The 17,376-nt window shown below is 73.7% G+C and carries 19 protein-coding genes and 1 pseudogene; 13 read left to right on the forward strand and 7 right to left on the reverse strand.

Annotation, left to right across the window (positions count from 1 at the left end; translation table 11 throughout):
- Positions 1 to 27: 27 nt before the first annotated feature.
- Positions 28 to 1,035: a sirohydrochlorin chelatase gene (locus ACZ51I_RS03255; RefSeq protein ID WP_468871165.1), complete on the reverse strand. Its 1,008-nt coding sequence runs from the start codon at positions 1,033 to 1,035 to the stop codon at positions 28 to 30.
- A 187-nt stretch (positions 1,036 to 1,222) separates the two neighbouring features.
- On the opposite strand from ACZ51I_RS03255, the gene ACZ51I_RS03260 reads away from it, so the two are divergent.
- Positions 1,223 to 2,056, forward strand: coding sequence for a class II glutamine amidotransferase (locus tag ACZ51I_RS03260; RefSeq protein WP_468871167.1), 834 nt, complete (start codon positions 1,223 to 1,225; stop codon positions 2,054 to 2,056).
- Positions 2,057 to 2,069: 13 nt separating this feature from the next.
- Here ACZ51I_RS03260 and ACZ51I_RS03265 read toward each other — a convergent pair whose 3' ends face one another.
- The gene (locus tag ACZ51I_RS03265) at positions 2,070 to 2,528 is read right to left on the reverse strand and encodes a GNAT family N-acetyltransferase (RefSeq protein ID WP_468871168.1); all 459 of its coding nucleotides are present in this window, start codon (positions 2,526 to 2,528) and stop codon (positions 2,070 to 2,072) included.
- Between the two features lie 75 nt (positions 2,529 to 2,603).
- Here ACZ51I_RS03265 and ACZ51I_RS03270 point away from each other — a divergent pair, with 75 nt between their 5' ends.
- Genes ACZ51I_RS03270 through ACZ51I_RS03280 form a run of 3 tightly spaced genes read left to right on the forward strand, consistent with a single transcriptional unit; the run spans position 2,604 to position 6,221 of the window.
- Positions 2,604 to 3,326 carry an aquaporin gene (locus ACZ51I_RS03270; protein WP_468871170.1) on the forward strand — a complete coding sequence of 241 codons (723 nt, stop codon included), beginning with the start codon at positions 2,604 to 2,606 and terminating at the stop codon, positions 3,324 to 3,326.
- A gap of 39 nt (positions 3,327 to 3,365) precedes the next feature.
- Positions 3,366 to 4,082, forward strand: coding sequence for a SanA/YdcF family protein (locus ACZ51I_RS03275; protein WP_468871172.1), 717 nt, complete (start codon positions 3,366 to 3,368; stop codon positions 4,080 to 4,082).
- Positions 4,083 to 4,127: 45 nt separating this feature from the next.
- Positions 4,128 to 6,221, forward strand: coding sequence for a molybdopterin oxidoreductase family protein (locus ACZ51I_RS03280; protein WP_468871173.1), 2,094 nt, complete (start codon positions 4,128 to 4,130; stop codon positions 6,219 to 6,221).
- On the opposite strand, the gene cutA is transcribed toward ACZ51I_RS03280, so the two are convergent.
- Positions 6,175 to 6,927 carry a divalent cation tolerance protein CutA gene (cutA, locus tag ACZ51I_RS03285; RefSeq protein ID WP_468871175.1) on the reverse strand — a complete coding sequence of 251 codons (753 nt, stop codon included), beginning with the start codon at positions 6,925 to 6,927 and terminating at the stop codon, positions 6,175 to 6,177. The genes ACZ51I_RS03280 and cutA overlap by 47 nt on opposite strands.
- A pseudogene (locus ACZ51I_RS03290) lies at positions 6,924 to 7,136 on the reverse strand (ABC transporter ATP-binding protein); the annotation flags it as partial. The gene cutA and the pseudogene ACZ51I_RS03290, both read right to left, overlap by 4 nt.
- A 53-nt stretch (positions 7,137 to 7,189) precedes the next feature.
- Between ACZ51I_RS03290 and ACZ51I_RS03295 the strand changes: the two are divergent.
- From ACZ51I_RS03295 to ACZ51I_RS03305, 3 genes are all read left to right on the forward strand, one after another.
- On the forward strand, positions 7,190 to 7,951 hold the full coding sequence (locus tag ACZ51I_RS03295) for an aminotransferase class IV (protein ID WP_468871176.1): 762 nt from the start codon (positions 7,190 to 7,192) through the stop codon (positions 7,949 to 7,951).
- A 255-nt stretch (positions 7,952 to 8,206) separates the two neighbouring features.
- The gene (locus tag ACZ51I_RS03300) at positions 8,207 to 8,755 is read left to right on the forward strand and encodes a hypothetical protein (RefSeq protein WP_468871177.1); all 549 of its coding nucleotides are present in this window, start codon (positions 8,207 to 8,209) and stop codon (positions 8,753 to 8,755) included.
- Positions 8,756 to 8,883: 128 nt separating this feature from the next.
- A complete protein-coding gene (locus ACZ51I_RS03305; protein ID WP_468871179.1) occupies positions 8,884 to 9,501 on the forward strand; it encodes a class F sortase in 618 nt (205 codons plus the stop codon).
- Positions 9,502 to 9,507: 6 nt separating this feature from the next.
- Here the strand turns inward: ACZ51I_RS03305 and ACZ51I_RS03310 are convergent, their stop codons facing one another.
- Positions 9,508 to 10,293 (reverse strand): sulfite exporter TauE/SafE family protein, encoded by a 786-nt coding sequence (locus ACZ51I_RS03310; RefSeq protein WP_468871180.1) that lies wholly within the window; start codon positions 10,291 to 10,293, stop codon positions 9,508 to 9,510.
- A gap of 169 nt (positions 10,294 to 10,462) precedes the next feature.
- Here ACZ51I_RS03310 and ACZ51I_RS03315 point away from each other — a divergent pair, with 169 nt between their 5' ends.
- From ACZ51I_RS03315 to ACZ51I_RS03340, 6 genes are all read left to right on the forward strand, one after another.
- A complete protein-coding gene (locus tag ACZ51I_RS03315; protein ID WP_468871182.1) occupies positions 10,463 to 11,737 on the forward strand; it encodes an NAD(P)/FAD-dependent oxidoreductase in 1,275 nt (424 codons plus the stop codon).
- Entirely contained in the window at positions 11,734 to 14,253 is a 2,520-nt protein-coding gene (nirB, locus tag ACZ51I_RS03320) for a nitrite reductase large subunit NirB (protein WP_468871183.1), read from the forward strand. Before ACZ51I_RS03315 ends, nirB begins: the two co-directional genes overlap by 4 nt.
- On the forward strand, positions 14,250 to 14,600 hold the full coding sequence (nirD, locus tag ACZ51I_RS03325) for a nitrite reductase small subunit NirD (protein WP_468871184.1): 351 nt from the start codon (positions 14,250 to 14,252) through the stop codon (positions 14,598 to 14,600). Before nirB ends, nirD begins: the two co-directional genes overlap by 4 nt.
- Before the next feature lie 37 nt (positions 14,601 to 14,637).
- Positions 14,638 to 15,222: a TetR/AcrR family transcriptional regulator gene (locus ACZ51I_RS03330; RefSeq protein WP_468871185.1), complete on the forward strand. Its 585-nt coding sequence runs from the start codon at positions 14,638 to 14,640 to the stop codon at positions 15,220 to 15,222.
- Positions 15,223 to 15,345: 123 nt separating this feature from the next.
- Positions 15,346 to 15,489: a hypothetical protein gene (locus tag ACZ51I_RS03335; protein WP_468871187.1), complete on the forward strand. Its 144-nt coding sequence runs from the start codon at positions 15,346 to 15,348 to the stop codon at positions 15,487 to 15,489.
- A gap of 5 nt (positions 15,490 to 15,494) precedes the next feature.
- A complete protein-coding gene (locus ACZ51I_RS03340; protein WP_468871188.1) occupies positions 15,495 to 16,256 on the forward strand; it encodes an SDR family NAD(P)-dependent oxidoreductase in 762 nt (253 codons plus the stop codon).
- Between the two features lie 67 nt (positions 16,257 to 16,323).
- Here ACZ51I_RS03340 and ACZ51I_RS03345 read toward each other — a convergent pair whose 3' ends face one another.
- Both ACZ51I_RS03345 and ACZ51I_RS03350 read right to left on the reverse strand, forming a co-directional pair.
- Positions 16,324 to 16,737 carry a VOC family protein gene (locus ACZ51I_RS03345; protein ID WP_468871189.1) on the reverse strand — a complete coding sequence of 138 codons (414 nt, stop codon included), beginning with the start codon at positions 16,735 to 16,737 and terminating at the stop codon, positions 16,324 to 16,326.
- A gap of 90 nt (positions 16,738 to 16,827) precedes the next feature.
- Complete coding sequence (locus ACZ51I_RS03350; RefSeq protein WP_468871190.1) at positions 16,828 to 17,277, reverse strand: group III truncated hemoglobin; 450 nt, start codon at positions 17,275 to 17,277, stop codon at positions 16,828 to 16,830.
- Between the last annotated feature and the right edge of the window lie 99 nt (positions 17,278 to 17,376).

The following is a 17,376-nucleotide window of genomic DNA, read 5'->3' on the forward strand; positions in this document are numbered from 1 at the left end:
GGTAACCGGAGGGACCGACAGAAGCGCTCAGATGGCGGCGAGTTCGCGTACGGGGGTGGTGGTACGGGCTGTGCGGGCGCGGTCGTAGCGGTGCAGGACCAGGCGGGCGAGTGCCGGGTGGTCGCCGAGCGGTGCGGCGGCGAGCCGGGGGGCGTGGGCGGCGGCGCGGGTCGCGAAGAGACCGGGGGCGGTGAAGCAGGAGGCGACGGCGACGCGGTGGCGGCCCCGGGCGGCGAGCGCGCGGACGGCTTCGGGGACGGTGGGCGCGGCGGCGGAGGCGTACGCGGGGACGACGGGGACGCCACCGAGGCGCTCGCCGAGGAGGGCGGCGATCCGGCGGATCTCGGCGCCGGATCGGGGGTCGCGGGACCCGGCGGAGGCGAGGACGACGCCGGTGGAGTCGCCGTGGCCGGGGGTCCAGCCGGCCTCGGCGAGACGGTCGGCGAGGGCCTCGACGAGGAGGGGGTGGGCGCCGAGCGGCTCGGCGACGCGGGCGCGGAGGCCGGGCGCGGCGGCGACGGCGGCCGGCAGGTCATGGGTGACGTGGTGGCCGGGGGCGAAGAGCAGCGGGACGAGTACGGCGTCGCGGTCCTCGGCGGCGAGGTCCGCGAGGGTGTCGTCGAGGAGCGGGGCGTTCAGTTCGATGTGGGCGAGGCGGACGTCGAGCCCGGGGCGGAGTTCGCGGACGCGGTCGAGGAGGCGGCCGAGGGTGGCGCGGGCCCGGGGGTCGCGGCTGCCGTGGCCGACGGCGACGAGGGTGGGGGCGGGCCCGGCGGGAGCCGTGCGGGGCGGGACGCCGGGCGTGGGGGCGGGCCCGGCGGGAGCCGTGCGGGGCGGGACGCCGGGCGTGGGGGCGGTTCCGGACGTGGCCGGTCGGACGAGAGTGGGGACGTTCATCGGTGGGCGTGCCTCCTCGTCGTACTTCCGCGGTCGACGGCCGTACGGACGCACGTGGCCGAGCTGGGTTCCCAGCTGCTCGCTGATCCTGCCGAGCAGCCCGGCGGCGCTGTCGCACGTGCTGTCCGGCTCCGTCATGGACCGATCCTGACGGGGGCGCGTTGCCGGGCCGTTTCGGGCGGGTGACGGGTCTTTGCCAGTGCCTCACGTGCGCCGCGCTCAGCCTGTCGGCCCGGCGGGCCCGCGCTGCTGTGGCATCACGCGGGGAGGGCGCCGAGAATGGGAGGGCCGGACACGGATCCGGCAGGGATCCAGGTGAGCGCGTATGTGCCGATGGCTCGCGTACCGGGGAACGCCGGTGCTCCTCGACTCCATCCTGTACAGACCGGCCCACTCCCTGATCGACCAGAGCCTGCACTCCCGGCTCGGGGTGGAGACCACCAACGGTGACGGGTTCGGCGTCGGCTGGTACTCGGCGCACAGCGACACCCCGGCGCTGCTGAGGGACGTGGGGCCCGCCTGGAACAACCGCAATCTGCGGGAGCTGGCGGATCATGTCCGCTCACCGCTGTTCTTCGCCCACATCCGGGCGTCGACCGGCTCGGCCGTGCAGCAGTCGAACTGCCACCCGTTCCGGCACGGCCGCTGGATGTTCATGCACAACGGCGCCATCGCCGGGTTCCACCTCGTGCGCCGGGACCTCACCCTGCTCGTCGACCCCGGGCTCTACGCCGACATCGAGGGCACGACGGACTCCGAGGTGATGTTCTACCTGGCCCTCACCTACGGCCTCGACCGGGATCCGCCCTCCGCCGTCGCCATGATGGCGGGCGTGGTGGAACGGGTGGGCCGTGAGCACGGGGTCGAGTTCCCGCTCCAGATGACGCTCGCCCTCACCGACGGCGAGCGGGTCTGGGCCTTCCGCTACTCCAGCGCGCAGGCCTCCCGCTCGCTGTACTACAGCAGTCGGGTGGAGGCCCTGCGCCGGCTCCACCCCGACCTCGCCTTCCTGCGCGACGTCTCCGAGGAGACCCGCCTCATCGTCTCCGAACCCCTCGGCGACATGCCCGGCGCGTGGCACGAGGTGCCGGAGAACAGCTACGGCGTCGTCCAGCCCGGCACCGACGAAATGCACCGCTTCGAACCCGCGGCGGCGTGACGGAGCGGACGGGTTACGCCGGGGTCCAGACGTAGCGGACGTCCGGCTCGCGCTCCTCGTTGCCCTCGCCGTCCGTGTGCTCGGCGGCGACGAACCCGTGCCGTTCGTAGAAGCGCCGCGCCGGGTCGTTGACCTGGAACGTCCACAGCGACAGGCCGGCGGTGCGACGCTCCTTGGCCAGGTCGACGAGGCGGTCGCCGATGCCTCGGCCGCGCCAGGGGGGATCGACGTAGAGCTGGTCGAGGTCTTCGCCGTCCAGGACCATCATGGCGACGACCGTGTCGTCGACCGTCGCCACCCAGGTCTCGAGACCGGGTACGACCACCTCCCGGATCCAATGGCGGACCTCGTCGTCCGTGTGGGCCCGGCGCACGTCCGGGAGCGCCGCCGTGTACGAGCGCAGCCACACCTCGGCCACCGCGGGGGCGTCGGAGTCGACCGCGCGGCGGAGGAGACAGTCGTCGATCTTCATGGTCGGAGCGTACGGGACCCGCACCCCTCCCCTCCCCCCTTTTTTCCTTCCGAATCACGGAATATCTTTTCCGGTATGAGAATGTCCCCTCCCGCGCTCCCCCGGCGCGCCGCAGCCGAGTTCATCGGCACCGCCGCCCTCGTCGCCGTCGTCGTCGGCTCCGGCATCCGCGCCGACTCCCTGAGCCAGGACGTCGGTGTCCGGCTGCTCGCCAACGCCGCGGCCTCCGCCCTCGGCCTCGGGCTGCTCATCGCCCTCATCGGGCCGCTCTCCGGCGCCCACTTCAACCCCGTCGTGACGCTCTCCGAGTGGTGGTCCCGCCGCCACGAGAGCAAGGGCCGTGACGTCCTCGCCTACATCGCCGCCCAGCTCGCCGGGGCCGTCACGGGCGCCCTGCTCGCCGAGGCCATGTTCGGGCGGGCGCCCGGCTCCTGGGCCACCGAACCGCGTGCGGCCCTCCACCTCCTCCTCGGCGAGGCCGTCGCCACCGCCGGACTCGTCCTCGTCGTCCAGGGCCTGCGCCACATCGGCCGCCCCGCCCTCGCCCCCGTCGCGGTCGCCGGCTACATCGCGGCGGCGATCTGGTTCACCTCCTCCGGCTCCTTCGCCAACCCCGCCGCCACCCTCGGCCGCGCGTTCTCCGACTCCTTCACCGGCATCGCGCCCGCGTCCGTGCCCGCCTTCGCCGCCGCGCAGCTGCTCGGCATGCTGCTCGGCATGGGCCTCGCCGGTGTGTTGTACGGAACACGCGGGGCGTCCGGCGAACCGAACGCCGCCGACGCGCGTCGGACGGGGTGACAGACCGACACCGATCCACCCGACCCCGGAGGTTCCCGCATGCCGGCACGGCTCACCCGGCTGATCCCCCGCACCACCCGGGCCCGCCGCCGTACCGTCCAGGCCGTGATGCTGGGCGCCGTCCTCGCCCTCGCCCCGGCGACCTGGATGCACACCGCCGCCGCCGGGAAGCTGCGTACCACCGCCGACGTGCCCGCCCGGGACGTCGCCGTCGTCTTCGGCGCCGGCCTCTGGAAGGGCCGCCCCACCCCGTACCTCGCGCACCGCCTCGACACCGCCGCCGAGCTGTACCGCGCGGGCAAGGTCCGGGTCCTCCTCGTCACCGGCGACAACAGCAGGACCGCGTACGACGAACCGAGCGCCATGCGCGCGTACCTCACGGCGCGCGGCGTGCCGGACGGCCGGATCGTCAGCGACTACGCGGGCTTCGACACCTGGGACTCCTGCGTCCGCGCCCGGAAGGTCTTCGGCGTCGACCGGGCCGTCCTCGTCACCCAGGACTTCCACATCAAGCGGGCCGTCGCGCTGTGCGGCCGCGCCGGGGTCGACGCGTACGGGGTCGGGGTCCCCGAACCCCACGACGGCACCTGGTACTACGGCACCACCCGCGAGCTCTTCGCCGCCGGCAAGGCGGCCCTGGACGCCGGGCTGCGCCCCGACCCGCACTTCCTCGGGCCGAAGGAGAAGGGCGTCACCGAGGCGCTGGCCTCACCCGCCGCGGCGCACCCGGCGGAGCGCATGGCACCGCGCCCGTAATACGCCGCGCCGCCCCGCGTAACACGCCGGACGCATGCTGGCCGCATGTCCGACGCCGCCACCGTCCCCACCCACTGCCCCTACTGCGCCCTGCAGTGCGGCATGTCGCTCCGCCCCACCGGCACCCCGGAGCTGCCCGCCGAGGTGGTCGAGCGGACCGACTTCCCCGTCAACCGGGGCGCCCTGTGCGGCAAGGGCCGCACCGCCCCCTCCGTACTCTCCTCCCGGGTCCGGCTCACCGAGCCCCTGGTCCGAAGCCCTGACACGGGGGCCCTGGAGCCCGCGTCCTGGGAGGAGGCACTCGCCGCCGTCGCCGACGGGCTGCGCCGGACCCGCGCCGACCACGGTCCCGATGCCGTGGGGGTCTTCGGCGGCGGCGGCCTCACCAACGAGAAGGCGTACACGCTGGGCAAGTTCGCCCGGCTCGTCCTCGCCACCTCGCAGATCGACTACAACGGCCGCTTCTGCATGTCCTCGGCCGCCGCCGCGCACCAGCGGGCCTTCGGCCTCGACCGGGGACTCCCCTTCCCCCTGGAGGACATCCCCAAGACCGGCTGCGTGATCCTCGTCGGCTCCAACCTGGCCGAGACCATGCCGCCCGCCCTGCGCTACCTCACCGAGCTGAAGGAGAACGGCGGCAAGCTGATCGTCGTCGACCCGCGCCGCACCCGCACCGCCGAGCAGGCCGACCTCCACCTCGCGCCGCGCCCCGGCACCGACCTCGCGCTCGCCCTCGGGATGCTGCACCTCGTGGTGGCCGAAGGACGGGTGGACGAGGCCTTCGTCGAGGAGCGCACCGACGGCTGGGAGGGCGCCCGCGCCGGGGCGATGTCCCACTGGCCCGAGCAGGTCGAGCGGATCACCGGCGTGTCCGTGCCGCAGCTGCGGGAGGCCGTCGCGATGTTCTGCGACGCGCCCACGGGCATGGTGCTGACCGCGCGCGGCCCCGAGCAGCAGTCCAAGGGCACCGACACCGTCGGCGCCTGGATCAACCTCTGCCTCGCCACCGGCCGGGCCGGCCGGCCGCTCAGCGGCTACGGCTGCCTCACCGGCCAGGGCAACGGCCAGGGCGGCCGCGAGCACGGCCAGAAGGCCGACCAGCTGCCCGGCTACCGCAAGCTCGACGACCCGGCCGCCCGCGCGCACGTCGCCGGCGTGTGGGGCGTCGCCCCGGAGTCGCTGCCGGGGCCCGGGCGGAGCGCGTACGAACTCCTCGACGCGCTCGGCGGCGAGGTGAAGGCGCTTCTCCTCATGGGCTCCAACCCGGTGGTCTCCGCGCCCCGCGCCGCGCACGTCGAGGGGCGGCTGCGGTCGCTCGACTTCCTCGCCGTCGCCGACGTCGTGCTCTCCGAGACCGCCGCGCTCGCCGACGTCGTCCTGCCCGTCACCCAGTGGGCCGAGGAGACGGGGACCATGACGAACCTGGAGGGCAGGGTGCTGCTGCGCCGCCGCGCCCTCACCCCGCCCCCGGGCGTCCGCAGCGACCTGGAGGTGCTGCACGGCCTCGCCGGGCTGCTCGGCTGGGAGAAGGGCTTCCCGACCGACCCGGAGGAGGTCTTCGAGGAGCTGCGCCGCGCCTCGGCGGGCGGCCCCGCCGACTACGCGGGCATCAGCTACCGGCGCGTCCAGGAGGAGCAGGGCGTCTTCTGGCCCTGCCCGGACGAGGACCACCCGGGCACCCCGCGCCTCTTCCTCGACCGGTTCGCCACGGCCGACGGGCGGGCCCGGTTCGTGCCGGTGGTGCACCGGGCGGCGGCCGAGGAGACGGACGCCGACTACCCGGTGGTCCTCACCACCGGCCGCGTCGTGTCCCAGTACCAGTCGGGGGCGCAGACCCGCCGGGTCGACGAGCTGAACGCGGCGGCGCCCGGCCCCTTCGTGGAGCTCCACCCCCGGCTCGCCGAGCGGATCGGGATCGCCGACGGCGAGGCGCTCGCGGTGGTCTCGCGGCGCGGGCGGGCCGTCGCCCCGGCCCGGATCACCACGGCGATCCGGCCGGACACCGTCTTCATGCCGTTCCACTGGTACGGGGAGGGGCGGGCCAACACCCTGGTGAACCCGGCGCTCGACCCGGTCTCCCGGATGCCCGAGTTCAAGGTGTGCGCGGTGCGCCTGGAGCCGGTCCCGGACTCCGCTTGAACCAGTCGCCGCTCTCGATGACCGGGCCGAGGGGCGCGTCCGGCGCCGCCAGGAACACCCAGGCGGACACCCGCGCCCCGTCCCGTACCCGTACGACGTCCATCGCCGCCCGCTCGTACCCGACGGGCAGCTCCAGGCGGTCGAGCAGGCCGAACAGTTCGCCGTAGGCGCCGCGCGCGGGCGTGAGCAGCGTGCCGACCACCTGGCCGCCGTCCGCCGGGACGACGTACGGATAACCGGGCCCGTCGTGCAGGACCGCCCCGTGCAGCACGGCGTCCGCCTCGGTGCCGATCCGGCCGCGGAGGAACCGGTCGTGGTTGTACGCCCCCGGGCGCAGCGTCCCGTACACGAAGAACGGCCGCTCGTCGTCCGCCGGGCGCGTGATCGCCGCGGCCGCCGCGGTCTCCTCCTCCACCCAGCGGGCGTAGGCCGCGCCGGCCCGGTGCACCCGGGTGGCGAGGATCTCGGGCGTCTCGTAGTCGTGGGCGGCGAGGAGGTGCGCCTCCAGGGCCGGGTAGCGGGCCTCGGTGGTCTTGAACGCCACCTGCCACTCCTCGGCGGTCTCGATCGCGCCTCCCCAGTGGTAGACGGAGGTGGCGGGCCCCGTGACCTGCGCGCAGGCGGCGAGGCGGGCCTCGACGGCGCCGCGCGCCAGGGCCTCGGCCTTGGCGCGCGCGTCGGTGGTGGTGTGGACGGTGACGATCACGTCTCCACCGTACGGGCGAACCGGGCGGCGTGCAGCCGGGCGTACGCCCCTCCGGCGGCGAGGAGTTCCTCGGGGGTGTCCTGCCCGGCGGTCGCGCCGCTCTCCATGACCAGGATCGTGTCGGCGTCCCGGATCGTGGAGAGCCGGTGGGCGACGACGAAGCCGGTGCGGCCGGCCCGCGGGGAGGCCATGGCCTGCTGGACGAGGAGGGACCGGAACGGCCGGAGGCCATGCGCCTCGCCCCGGGTCGTACGGTGAGGGCATGACGACACCCGCCGCGCACATCGAGATCGACGGAACCCCTGCGGCCGATCCCGGGCTCCTCGCCACCCTCATGAGCGGCTACGGCCACTTCACGGCGATGCAGGTGCGGGACGGGCGCGTGAAGGGCCTCGGCCTGCACCTCGACCGTCTCGACCGCTCGACCCGCGAGCTCTTCGGCCGGGAGCCGGACGGCGAGAGGGTGCGCGAGCTCGCCGCCGGGGCCCTGGCGAACGCCGGGCGGCGCGACGCCTCGCTCCGGGTGTACGTGTACGGGGACGCCCGCACCGTGGTGACCGTCGCCGATCCGGCCCCCGACGGCCCCGGCGCCCCGCAGCGCCTGACGAGCGTCGACTACTGGCGGCCCGCGCCGCACATCAAGCACCTGGGCGGCTTCGGCCAGAGGTACCACGGCGAGGCGGCCCGGCGGGCCGGTTACGACGAGGCCCTGCTGACCTCCCCGTACGGCGAGATCGCCGAGGGCGCCGTCACGAACATCGCCTTCTGGGACGGGACGTCGGTCGTCTGGCCGTCGGCGCCCTGCCTCACCGGGATCACGATGGCCCTCCTGGAGCCGCGCCTGGAGTCGGTCCGGCGCCCGGTCACCCTGGCCGACCTGCCGGGCTACCGGGCCGCGTTCGTGACCAACTCCCGGACGATCGCACCGGTGACGGCGATCGACGAGGTGACGTTCCCGGTGGACGAGGAGCTGATGGGGCGGGTGCACGCGGCGTACGGGGCGGTGGAGCGGGACGCGCTGTAGGCGCCGGGCACTTCCGTCGCTGGGCGGTCACCCGTTCGGGGCGGGCCGCCACCCGACGGCTCGCAAATGCGTCTGACCTGCGGAAACGTCTGCGCTCCAGGCGACACACCGTATCGGACGGACCAATCCTGATGCCTCATCAGGAGGCGGGGCGCGGGGCGTGGCTCTTATCTCGGTCATAGAAGGTCCGGCTCCGGGATGTCCCTCCCGGGAGGACCAGCCGGTATGACCGCTCGCGCGCCCCGGAGGACCCCCATGCGCACCACTGCCCGTCTGTTCACCGGTACCGCGTTGGCGGTCGCCGCGATCGGGGCGTTCGCCGCCCCCGCCGCGTACGCGAGCGACAACCAGGAGTGGAGCAACGAGAGCCACGAGTCGAGCGGGAGCCACCAGTCGCTGGAGATCTACCCGTCGACCGCGCATCCGGGCACGACCGTCACCGTGAACACGCTCGCCTGCGGCAAGCACGGGCACGGCGTCGGCGACGCGAACTCGCTCGGCGCGGGCGAGTTCCAGCTGAGCCCGAGCACGCACAAGGAGGTCGTGGTCGGGCAGTTCACGGTGCCGGAGCACGTCAAGGCCGGTTCCTACTGGATCAGCGTGGCCTGCGACAACGGCAAGACGGCCCGGGGCGACCTGATCGTCACGCACAGGAGCCCGAGCGGCCACGTCCAGACCGGTGTCGGGGGCAGCGTCGGCCCCGACACCGCCCAGGTCACGGCGGGCGCGGCGGTGCTGGCCGCGGCTGCCGTCGGCGGGGTCTGGCTCCTGCGGCGCCGGGCGAGCGGCGCGCGGGGCCTCTGAGACCACCGCCCGTCCTGCCCCCGCCGCGCGCCCGTATACGGCCCGGCGGGGGCAGGGCCACACCCACGGGCCTTCCGGTCCCTCCACGGGCCGCGGGCCGCCTCCACGAAGCGACCGAGGGAATCCAGGTGAGCAACAGGTTCAAGGGCTGGGGCATAGCCGTGGCCGCCTGCGCCGGACTCTGGCTCGTCCAGAACGGCTCGGAGAACGTCACCCCGCCCGTACCGTCGGCCGCGCAGGCCTTCGCCGCCGGCCCGAGCGTGCACACCGACGCCGCCGCCGACCCGCTGCCGCCCTCGCCGCCGGTCCGGCTGCGGATCCCCGAGACCGACGTGGACGCCCCGATGACCCGGCTCGGCCTCGCGGCGAACGGCGCGCTCGACGTGCCGCCGGCCGCCGACCGGAACCTGGCCGGCTGGTACGGGGACGGCACCACGCCCGGCGCCAAGGGCACCGCGATCGTCGCGGGCCACGTCGACAACGCCGAGGGGCCCGCCGTCTTCTACACGCTGGGCGCCCTCAAGAAGGGCCACCGGATCGAGGTGGACCGGGAGGACGGGCGGACCGCCGTCTTCACGGTCGACGCGATCGAGGTGTACGCCAACAAGGACTTCCCGGACCGGAAGGTGTACGACGAGGCCGACCGGGCCGAGATCCGGGTGATCACCTGCGGCGGCGGCTTCTCGAAGAAGAACGGCTACCAGGGGAACGTGGTCGCCTTCGGCCACCTCATCGGCGTGAAGTAGCCCCGGTCAGCTCCACTGGTCGAAGGCGAGCTTCGCGACCAGCGAGAGGACCACGACGAGCAGCACCCCGCGGACGAACTCGGCGCCCTTGCTCAGCGCCATCCGGGCGCCGACCGTCCCGCCGACCAGGTTGAAGACCGCCATGACGGCCGCGAGCTGCCAGTAGACGCTGCCCTGGTACGCGAACATCGCGAGCGCGCCCGCGTTGGTGCAGACGTTGACGATCTTGGCGGTCGCGGAGGCGGTCACCAGGTCCAGGTGGAGCACGGCGGTGAGCGCGAGGACCAGGAAGGTTCCCGTGCCCGGCCCGAACAGACCGTCGTAGAAGCCGATCCCGCCGCCGACGACCACGATCGCGGTCACGATCCGCGCCCGTGTCAGCGGCGCCCGCTCCTCCCCCTCGGCCTTCACGCCGAAGGCGGGCCGCAGCATCACGAAGGCCGCGACCGCCAGCAGTACCACCATGATCACCGGGCGCAGGACGTCGCTGCTGATCCCGGCGGCGAAGAAGGCGCCGGCCATGGAGCCCGCGAGGGCGGCGAGTCCGATCCGTACCGCCGTCCACACGCTGACCGGCGCTTTGCGGGCGTAGGTGACGGCGGCCCCGGTGGTGCCCACGATGGCGACGGCCTTGTTGGTGCCGAGGATCTGCGCGGCCGGGGCGTGCGGCAGTCCGAGCAGCAGGGCGGGCAGCAGGAGCAGCCCGCCCCCGCCCACCACGGCATCGATCCACCCCGCCACGAGCGCGGCGAGGCAGAGCAGGACAAGGGTCGTCAGCGAGATCTCGGGCATGGCCGTGAGCCTAGGGGGTCTCTTGGCGATCAGGCCGGGCTCGCGTGATCGTCGAGCTGGTTCAGAGCCTGGGGCCTCACAGCGGCCTCCGGCCCGGACGGAGATCAGCGTTCCGTACGGGAAACAGTCGGGATGCCGACGGGTAACACCGGCCCCGCACCCTTCCGGTATGAGTACACGGATCGTGGTGGTCGGGGGCGGGACGGCGGGCGCCCGGCTCGCCCAGCGCCTGCCCGTCACCCTCCTCGGCGAGGAACCGCACGCCCCCTACAACAGGGTGCTGCTGGCCGACGTCCTGGCCGGGCGGTACGCCCCCGAGGTGATCGCCCTGCCCGGGACCCGAGAGCCGGTACGGCTCGGGACGCGGGCGGTGCGGATCGACCGGGCCGCGCGGACGGTCGAGTGCGCGGACGGCTCGCTCGTCGGCTACGACCGGCTCGTCCTCGCCACGGGCTCCAACCCGGTGCTTCCGCCGCTGCGCGGTCTGCGCGGGGCGGCGCTCCCGGCCGGCGTCCACCCCTTCCGCACCCTCGACGACTGTCTGGAGCTGCGTGCCCTGGTACGGCCCGGGGTGCGGGCCGTGGTCATCGGCGGCGGGCTCCTCGGGGTCTCGGCCGCGCGGGCCCTCGCCGAGCGGGGCGCGGACGTGGTCCTCACCCAGCAGGGCGAGCGCCTGATGGAGCGGCAGCTCGACGCCCAGGCCTCCGCGCTGCTCCGTGAGCACGTCGAGGCCCTCGGGGTCGAGGTGCACACCGAGTGCCGGGTGAGCGGCCTGCGGCAGCGGGACGGGGCGGTGACGGCGGTCGAACTCGCCGACGGCTTCGTCCTCGACGCGCAGGTCGTGGTCCTGGCGTGCGGGGTCCGTCCCCGGGTGGCCCTGGCCCGCGAGGCGGGTCTGGAGGTCGCGCGGGGGATCGTGGTCGACGACGAGCTGCGGACGTCGGACCCGTACGTCCACGCGGTCGGCGACTGCGCGGAGCACGCGGGCCGCGTGTACGGCCTGGCGGGCCCGGCCCTGGAGCAGGCGGACGCCCTGGCGGACCTGCTGCTCGCGGAGCCGGCCGCGTCCGCCCGTGTGGGCAGTCCGATGGGACGGATGCCCGCGACGGTGGTGGGCACCGCCCCCACGGAGCGGGCGCCCGCGACGGGATACACCGGCACCCGCGCCCTCACCCGCCTGACCCTCGGCGGCCCCCAGCCCCTCGATCTCGCCGCCTTCGGCGAGGTCACCGCTCGGCCCGGCGACGACGTCGTCCAGCTCACCGATGCCACGCGCAGCGCCTACCGCAAGGTCGTCGTCCGCGGTGACCGGCTCGTCGGGGGCGTCCTCCTCGGCGATCTGGCCGCGGTCGGCACGCTCGCCCGCGCCTGGGAGGGCGACGAAGCCCTGCCCGACGACGCCCCCCTGCTCCACCTGCTCACCCACGACGGAGGCCCCTCATGACCACCCCCACCATCGTCCTGGTCGGCCACGGAATGGTCGGCCAGCGGTTCCTCGAGGCGCTCGCCGACCGTGGCGTCACCGAGCGGGCCAGGATCGTGGTCCTCTGCGAGGAGCCGCGCCCGGCCTACGACCGCGTCCAGCTGACCTCGTACTTCTCGGGCAGGACCCCGGACGACCTGTCGATGGTCGAGGCCGGTTTCATGGAGAAGCACGGCATCGAGCTGTACGTGGGCGACCCGGCCGAGTCCTTGGACCGGGAGGCCCGGACGGTCACGGCCCGCTCCGGACAGGTCTTCGCGTACGACCACCTCGTGCTCGCCACCGGCTCGTACCCCTTCGTGCCCCCCGTCCCCGGCAAGGACGCCCGCGGCTGTTTCGTCTACCGCACGATCGAGGACCTGCTCGCCATCGAGGAGTACGCCAGGACGGCGACGTCCGGCGCGGTCGTCGGCGGCGGTCTGCTCGGGCTGGAGGCGGCCGGCGCGCTGAAGGGCCTCGGCCTGGACACGCACGTCGTGGAGTTCGCGCCGCGCCTGATGCCGGTGCAGGTCGACGAGGGCGGCGGCGCGGCCCTGCTCCGGACGATCGAGCGGATGGGCCTGACCGTCCACACCGGGACCGGCACGCAGGAGGTCGTGACGGCGGACGGCGTCGTCACCGGCATGAAGCTCTCGGACGGCTCCGAACTGGCCACGGACATGGTCGTGTTCTCGGCGGGTGTCCGCCCCCGGGACCAGCTGGCCCGCGACTGCGGCCTCACGGTCGGCGAGCGCGGCGGCATCGCGGTCGACGAGCTGTGCCGTACGTCGGACCCGGCGGTCTTCGCGATCGGCGAGTGCGCGCTCGCCTCGGACGGCCGGGTGTACGGCCTGGTGGCGCCGGGCTACGAGATGGCGCAGACCGCCGCGGCGGCCATCGCCGAGGAGGAGGCCGGGGGCGGCTTCACGGGCGCCGACATGTCGACCAAGCTGAAGCTGCTCGGCGTGGACGTGGCCTCCTTCGGCGACGCGCACGGGACGGCCGAGGGCTGCCTCGACGTCGTGTACTCCGACTCCCGCTCGGGGGTCTACAAGAAGCTGGTGGTCTCCGGTGACGGGGTGCTGCTCGGCGGTGTCCTGGTCGGCGACGCCGAGCAGTACGGACTGCTCCGCCCGCTCACCGGTTCCGTGCCGCCGGTCTCCCCCGAGCAGCTGGTGCTCCCGGCGGGCGCGGGCGCCCCGGTCGCGCTGGGCCCGTCGGCACTGCCGGACGACGCGGTGATCTGCTCCTGCCACAACGTGACCAAGCACGCCATCGGCCAGTGCGAGTCGCTGGCCGAGGTGAAGAAGTGCACCAAGGCCGGTACGGGCTGCGGCAGTTGCGTGAAGGTGATCGAGAAGCTGCTGCCGGCCCCCACGGACAAGGGGCTCTGCGGCTGCTTCTCGTACACCCGGAGCGAGCTCTACGAGATCGCCCGCGCCCTGCGGCTCAACTCCTTCGCCGCGCTGCTCGACTCGCACGGGCGGGAGGAGGCGCGCGGCGGCGAGGGCTGCGAGGTCTGCAAGCCGACCGTCGGCTCGATCCTCGCGTCGCTCAACAACGGCTACATCCTCGACGGCGAGCAGGCCTCCCTCCAGGACACCAACGACCACTTCCTCGCCAACATGCAGCGCAACGGCTCCTACTCGGTGGTGCCGCGCATCCCCGGCGGCGAGATCACGCCCGACAAGCTGATCGTGATCGGCGAGGTGGCCCGGGACTTCGGGCTCTACACGAAGATCACCGGCGGTCAGCGGATCGACCTCTTCGGCGCCCGGGTGGACCAGCTCCCCTCGATCTGGACGCGGCTCGTCGACGCGGGCTTCGAGTCGGGGCACGCGTACGGCAAGGCGCTGCGCACCGTGAAGTCCTGCGTCGGGCAGACCTGGTGCCGCTACGGCGTCCAGGACTCGGTGAAGATGGCGATCCAGCTCGAGCTGCGCTATCGGGGCCTGCGCGCCCCGCACAAGCTGAAGTCGGCGGTCTCGGGCTGCGCCCGCGAGTGCGCGGAGGCGCAGTCGAAGGACTTCGGGATCATCGCGACGGCGAACGGCTGGAACCTGTACGTCGGCGGGAACGGCGGCGCGACCCCGCGCCACGCGGACCTGCTCGCGCAGGACCTCTCGGACGCCGAACTGGTCCGCCTCATCGACCGGTTCCTGATGTTCTACATCCGGACGGCGGATCGCCTGGAGCGGACGTCGACCTGGCTGGAGCGCCTGGAGGGCGGGCTCGACCACCTCAAGGACGTGGTGGTGCACGACTCGCTCGGGCTCTGCGACGAGCTGGAGGAACTGATGGCCGCCCACGTCGAGGACTACCGGGACGAGTGGGCCGAGACGCTGGACGACCCGGAGCGGCTGCGGCGCTTCGTCTCCTTCGTGAACGCGCCGGGGGCGCCGGACCCGTCGGTCCGGTTCGTACCGGAGCGCGACCAGATCAAGCCGGACCTCACGATTCTCACGATCGGAACGCTGGAAGGGGCCACCTCCCGATGACGACGACACTGGAAACGACGGGGACGCTCGAACTCTCCCTCTCCCCCGACTCCTGGATGGCGGTCTGCGAGGAGGCCCGGCTGACCCCGGGCCGGGGCGTGGCGGCGCTGCTGCCGGACGGCCGGCAGGCGGCGGTCTTCCGGGACCGCTCGGGCCGGACGTACGCGATCGACAACCGCGATCCGTTCACCGGGGCGCAGGTACTGTCCCGGGGACTGATCGGCTCGGCGGACGGCCGGCCGTTCGTGGCCTCGCCGCTCCTGAAGCAGCGCTTCGACCTGGAGACGGGCCGGTGCCTGGACGACGACGAGGTCACGGTGGCCGTGTATCCGGTCCGTACGAGGTGACTTGACCGATCGTTCCAGATAGCCGTACGGTCAACTCGTGGCCAGGACCAAGGAATTCGATCCGGAGGCCGCGCTCCAGGCAGCCCTCGAACTGTTCTGGGCGCGCGGCTACGAGGCGACGACGATGTCCGACCTCGTGGAGCGCCTGGGGATCGGCCGCGCCAGCATCTACGCGACCTTCGGCAACAAGCACGAGCTGTACCTGAAGGCGATGGACCGTTACCTGGAGACCCGCGACCCGCGGATCGTCGAAGAGCTGTCCACGCCGGGCCCGGCCCTGCCGGCCGTGCGGGCTCTCGTCCGCCGCTTCGCGGCCCAGGCGACGGCGGACGGGGAGCGGCTGAACGGCTGCTTCGTCACCAACTCGGCAGCGGAGCTGGGGCCGCACGACACGAGGGTCGCCCGGCGGGTCGAGCTGAGCTGGGAGCTGATCGAGACGCTGCTGTACGGCGCTCTCACCCGGGCGCGGGCCGGGGGCGAGATCCCGGCCGACCGGGACCCGCGCGCACTGGCCCGGATGCTCCTGGTCCTGCTCCAGGGGATCCGGGTGGTCGGCAAGGTGTCGAGCGAGCCGGGCCGGGTCACGGACGCGGCGGAGCAGGCGCTGGGTCTGCTGGACTGAGGAGCGGGCGCCCGCGGAGGGCGCCCTTTCTTCGGCGCTCATTTTGGAACGTACGGTCAAGTTCAGGGGGTACGGATGGCGGCGACGACACGGTTACGACGGTCCGGGCACAGGTCCGGGTCCGTGGACGCCCGGCGGGGGCCCCTCCTGCTCGGTGCCGTCCGGATGACGCTCGTCTTCACGCTCCCCTCACCGCTCGCCCGCCGTGCCGCGGCCGTCCTCATCGCCGCACCCGCCACCGCCGCATTCCTCCACCAGAAGGGCTGACCTGCATGTCCGCACGTTTCACCGACCGCACCGTCCTCGTCACCGGAGCCGGGTCCGGGCTCGGCCGGGCCATCGCGCTCGCCTTCGCCGCCGAGGGCGCGAAGGTCGTCGTCGCCGGCCGTACGGCGGAGTCCCTCGACGGGACGGTCGCACTGATCGAGGCCGCCGGGGGCACCGCCGCCGCGGTCACCGCCGACGTGTCGAGCGCCGAGTCCACCAGGGAGCTGGTCCGGCGCACGGTCGAGCTCTTCGGCGGTCTGGACGTCGCCGTGAACAACGCGGGGGTCTTCCGGGGCGGCCACAGCGCCGCCGACTTCCCGCTGGAGGACTGGCGGACGCTGCTCGACATCAACGTCACGGGGGTGTTGCACGCCCTCCAGGCCGAGGTCGCCCACATGCGGGCGAACGGCGGCGGGGCCATCGTGAACATCGCGTCCAACCTGGGCCCGCACGTCCGGTTCCCGGGCGTCTTCGGCTACCAGGTCTCCAAGGCGGCGGTCTCGGCGATCACCCGGGCCGCGGCCCTGGACCACATCGGCGACGGCGTCCGGATCAACGCGGTCAGTCCCGGCGCCGCGGAGTCCACGATGTCGCTGCTGCCCGGCGAGACGGAGGCGGAGCGGGAGGTCCGGATGAAGGAGCGGTCGCCCCTCGGCCGTATCTCGTCCGCGGCCGAGGTCGCGGCGGCGGTGCTGTACCTCGCGTCGGACGACGCGGGCTCGGCCGTCGGCACGGACCTGGTGATCGACGGCGGCGTCTCGGCCTGAGGCCGTGAGGCCGTGAGGCCGTCTCCGGGGGCGGGGCCCCGGACCCGCCCCGTACCGGAAGAGGCGCTCAGCCCTGGACGGCCGCCGGGTCCATCCAGAAGACCTCCCAGTGGTGGCCGTCCAGGTCGGTGAAGGAACGGCCGTACATGAAGCCCATCTCCAGCGGCTCCTTCGCCGGGCTGCCACCGGCGGCGAGGGCGGCGTCGGCCAGCTCGTCGCACTTCTCGCGGCTCTCGGCGCTCAGCGTGACCAGGACCTCGGTCGACCTGGTCGCGTCCGAGATCTCCTTGCCGGGCGCCATGAACGACGCGAACTTGGGCTCTTCGAGGAGCATCACGAAGATCGTGTCGCTGATGACCACACAGGCGGAGGTCTCGTCGCTGAACTGCGGGTTGGACGCGTAGCCGAGCTTCTCGAAGAAGGCCTTGCTCGCGTCGACGCTCTTGACGGGAAGGTTCACGAAGATCATCTGCGGGGCCATGGTGCTCTCTCTTTCCCTCGTGCGGTGCTGTCGAGAGATAGGACGGGCCTGCCCCTCGGAACTCATCGCTCTCCCGGGGATCCTTTCCGCTCAGGCCACGGAGCGCAGTTCCAGGGCCGCCAGCGGGACGAACCCGCCGCCCGTTCCCCCGGTGGCCGTCCCGGGCCCGGCGAGCCGGCGCAGCAGGGCGAGGGCGATCCGCTCGCCCTGCTCCTTGGCCCGCTCGGCCCGCGGCCCCCGGTGGAGTCCGTCGATGCTCGCCTGCCAGAGCTGCACCCACCGGCCGAAGTGGGCGGCGGTGAGCGGCCGGGCGCTGTGGACGGCTGCGTGCGGGGCGAAGGCGTCACGGCCGTAGTCGGCGGTACGGAAGAGGGCGCGCTCCCAGAAGTCGCCGATGCGCGGCAGGTGGACCTCCAGGTCGGTGCCGGCGATCTCGGTGAAGAAGGGGCCGATCAGCGGATCGGCGAGGGCGGCGCCGTAGAAGCGGCGCAGCAGCACGTCGAGGTCGTGGCGGTCGCTGATGTCCCGGGTGGCACGCATGTCCCCAGTGTGCCCCGCCACCGGGCGGTGCCCCAGTGCCGAAGGTCCTGGCGCCCGCCGCTTCCCCTTCACCGCTTGTTGATGCACAGTCAACTCCGT

Source organism: Streptomyces sp. NPDC034084 (genome assembly GCF_055575535.1).

Coding starts and splice junctions, on each gene's coding strand:
- ACZ51I_RS03265 (WP_468871168.1), bottom strand. CDS start 2,528: ATGAAGATCGACGACTGTCTCCTCCGCCGCGCGGTCGACTCCGACGCC.
- nirD (WP_468871184.1), top strand. CDS start 14,250: ATGACGACGACACTGGAAACGACGGGGACGCTCGAACTCTCCCTCTCC.
- ACZ51I_RS03340 (WP_468871188.1), top strand. CDS start 15,495: ATGTCCGCACGTTTCACCGACCGCACCGTCCTCGTCACCGGAGCCGGG.
- ACZ51I_RS03260 (WP_468871167.1), top strand. CDS start 1,223: ATGTGCCGATGGCTCGCGTACCGGGGAACGCCGGTGCTCCTCGACTCC.
- ACZ51I_RS03315 (WP_468871182.1), top strand. CDS start 10,463: ATGAGTACACGGATCGTGGTGGTCGGGGGCGGGACGGCGGGCGCCCGG.
- ACZ51I_RS03350 (WP_468871190.1), bottom strand. CDS start 17,277: ATGCGTGCCACCCGGGACATCAGCGACCGCCACGACCTCGACGTGCTG.
- ACZ51I_RS03255 (WP_468871165.1), bottom strand. CDS start 1,035: ATGACGGAGCCGGACAGCACGTGCGACAGCGCCGCCGGGCTGCTCGGC.
- nirB (WP_468871183.1), top strand. CDS start 11,734: ATGACCACCCCCACCATCGTCCTGGTCGGCCACGGAATGGTCGGCCAG.
- ACZ51I_RS03300 (WP_468871177.1), top strand. CDS start 8,207: ATGCGCACCACTGCCCGTCTGTTCACCGGTACCGCGTTGGCGGTCGCC.
- ACZ51I_RS03280 (WP_468871173.1), top strand. CDS start 4,128: ATGTCCGACGCCGCCACCGTCCCCACCCACTGCCCCTACTGCGCCCTG.
- ACZ51I_RS03295 (WP_468871176.1), top strand. CDS start 7,190: ATGACGACACCCGCCGCGCACATCGAGATCGACGGAACCCCTGCGGCC.
- ACZ51I_RS03275 (WP_468871172.1), top strand. CDS start 3,366: ATGCCGGCACGGCTCACCCGGCTGATCCCCCGCACCACCCGGGCCCGC.
- ACZ51I_RS03310 (WP_468871180.1), bottom strand. CDS start 10,293: ATGCCCGAGATCTCGCTGACGACCCTTGTCCTGCTCTGCCTCGCCGCG.
- ACZ51I_RS03270 (WP_468871170.1), top strand. CDS start 2,604: ATGAGAATGTCCCCTCCCGCGCTCCCCCGGCGCGCCGCAGCCGAGTTC.
- ACZ51I_RS03345 (WP_468871189.1), bottom strand. CDS start 16,737: ATGGCCCCGCAGATGATCTTCGTGAACCTTCCCGTCAAGAGCGTCGAC.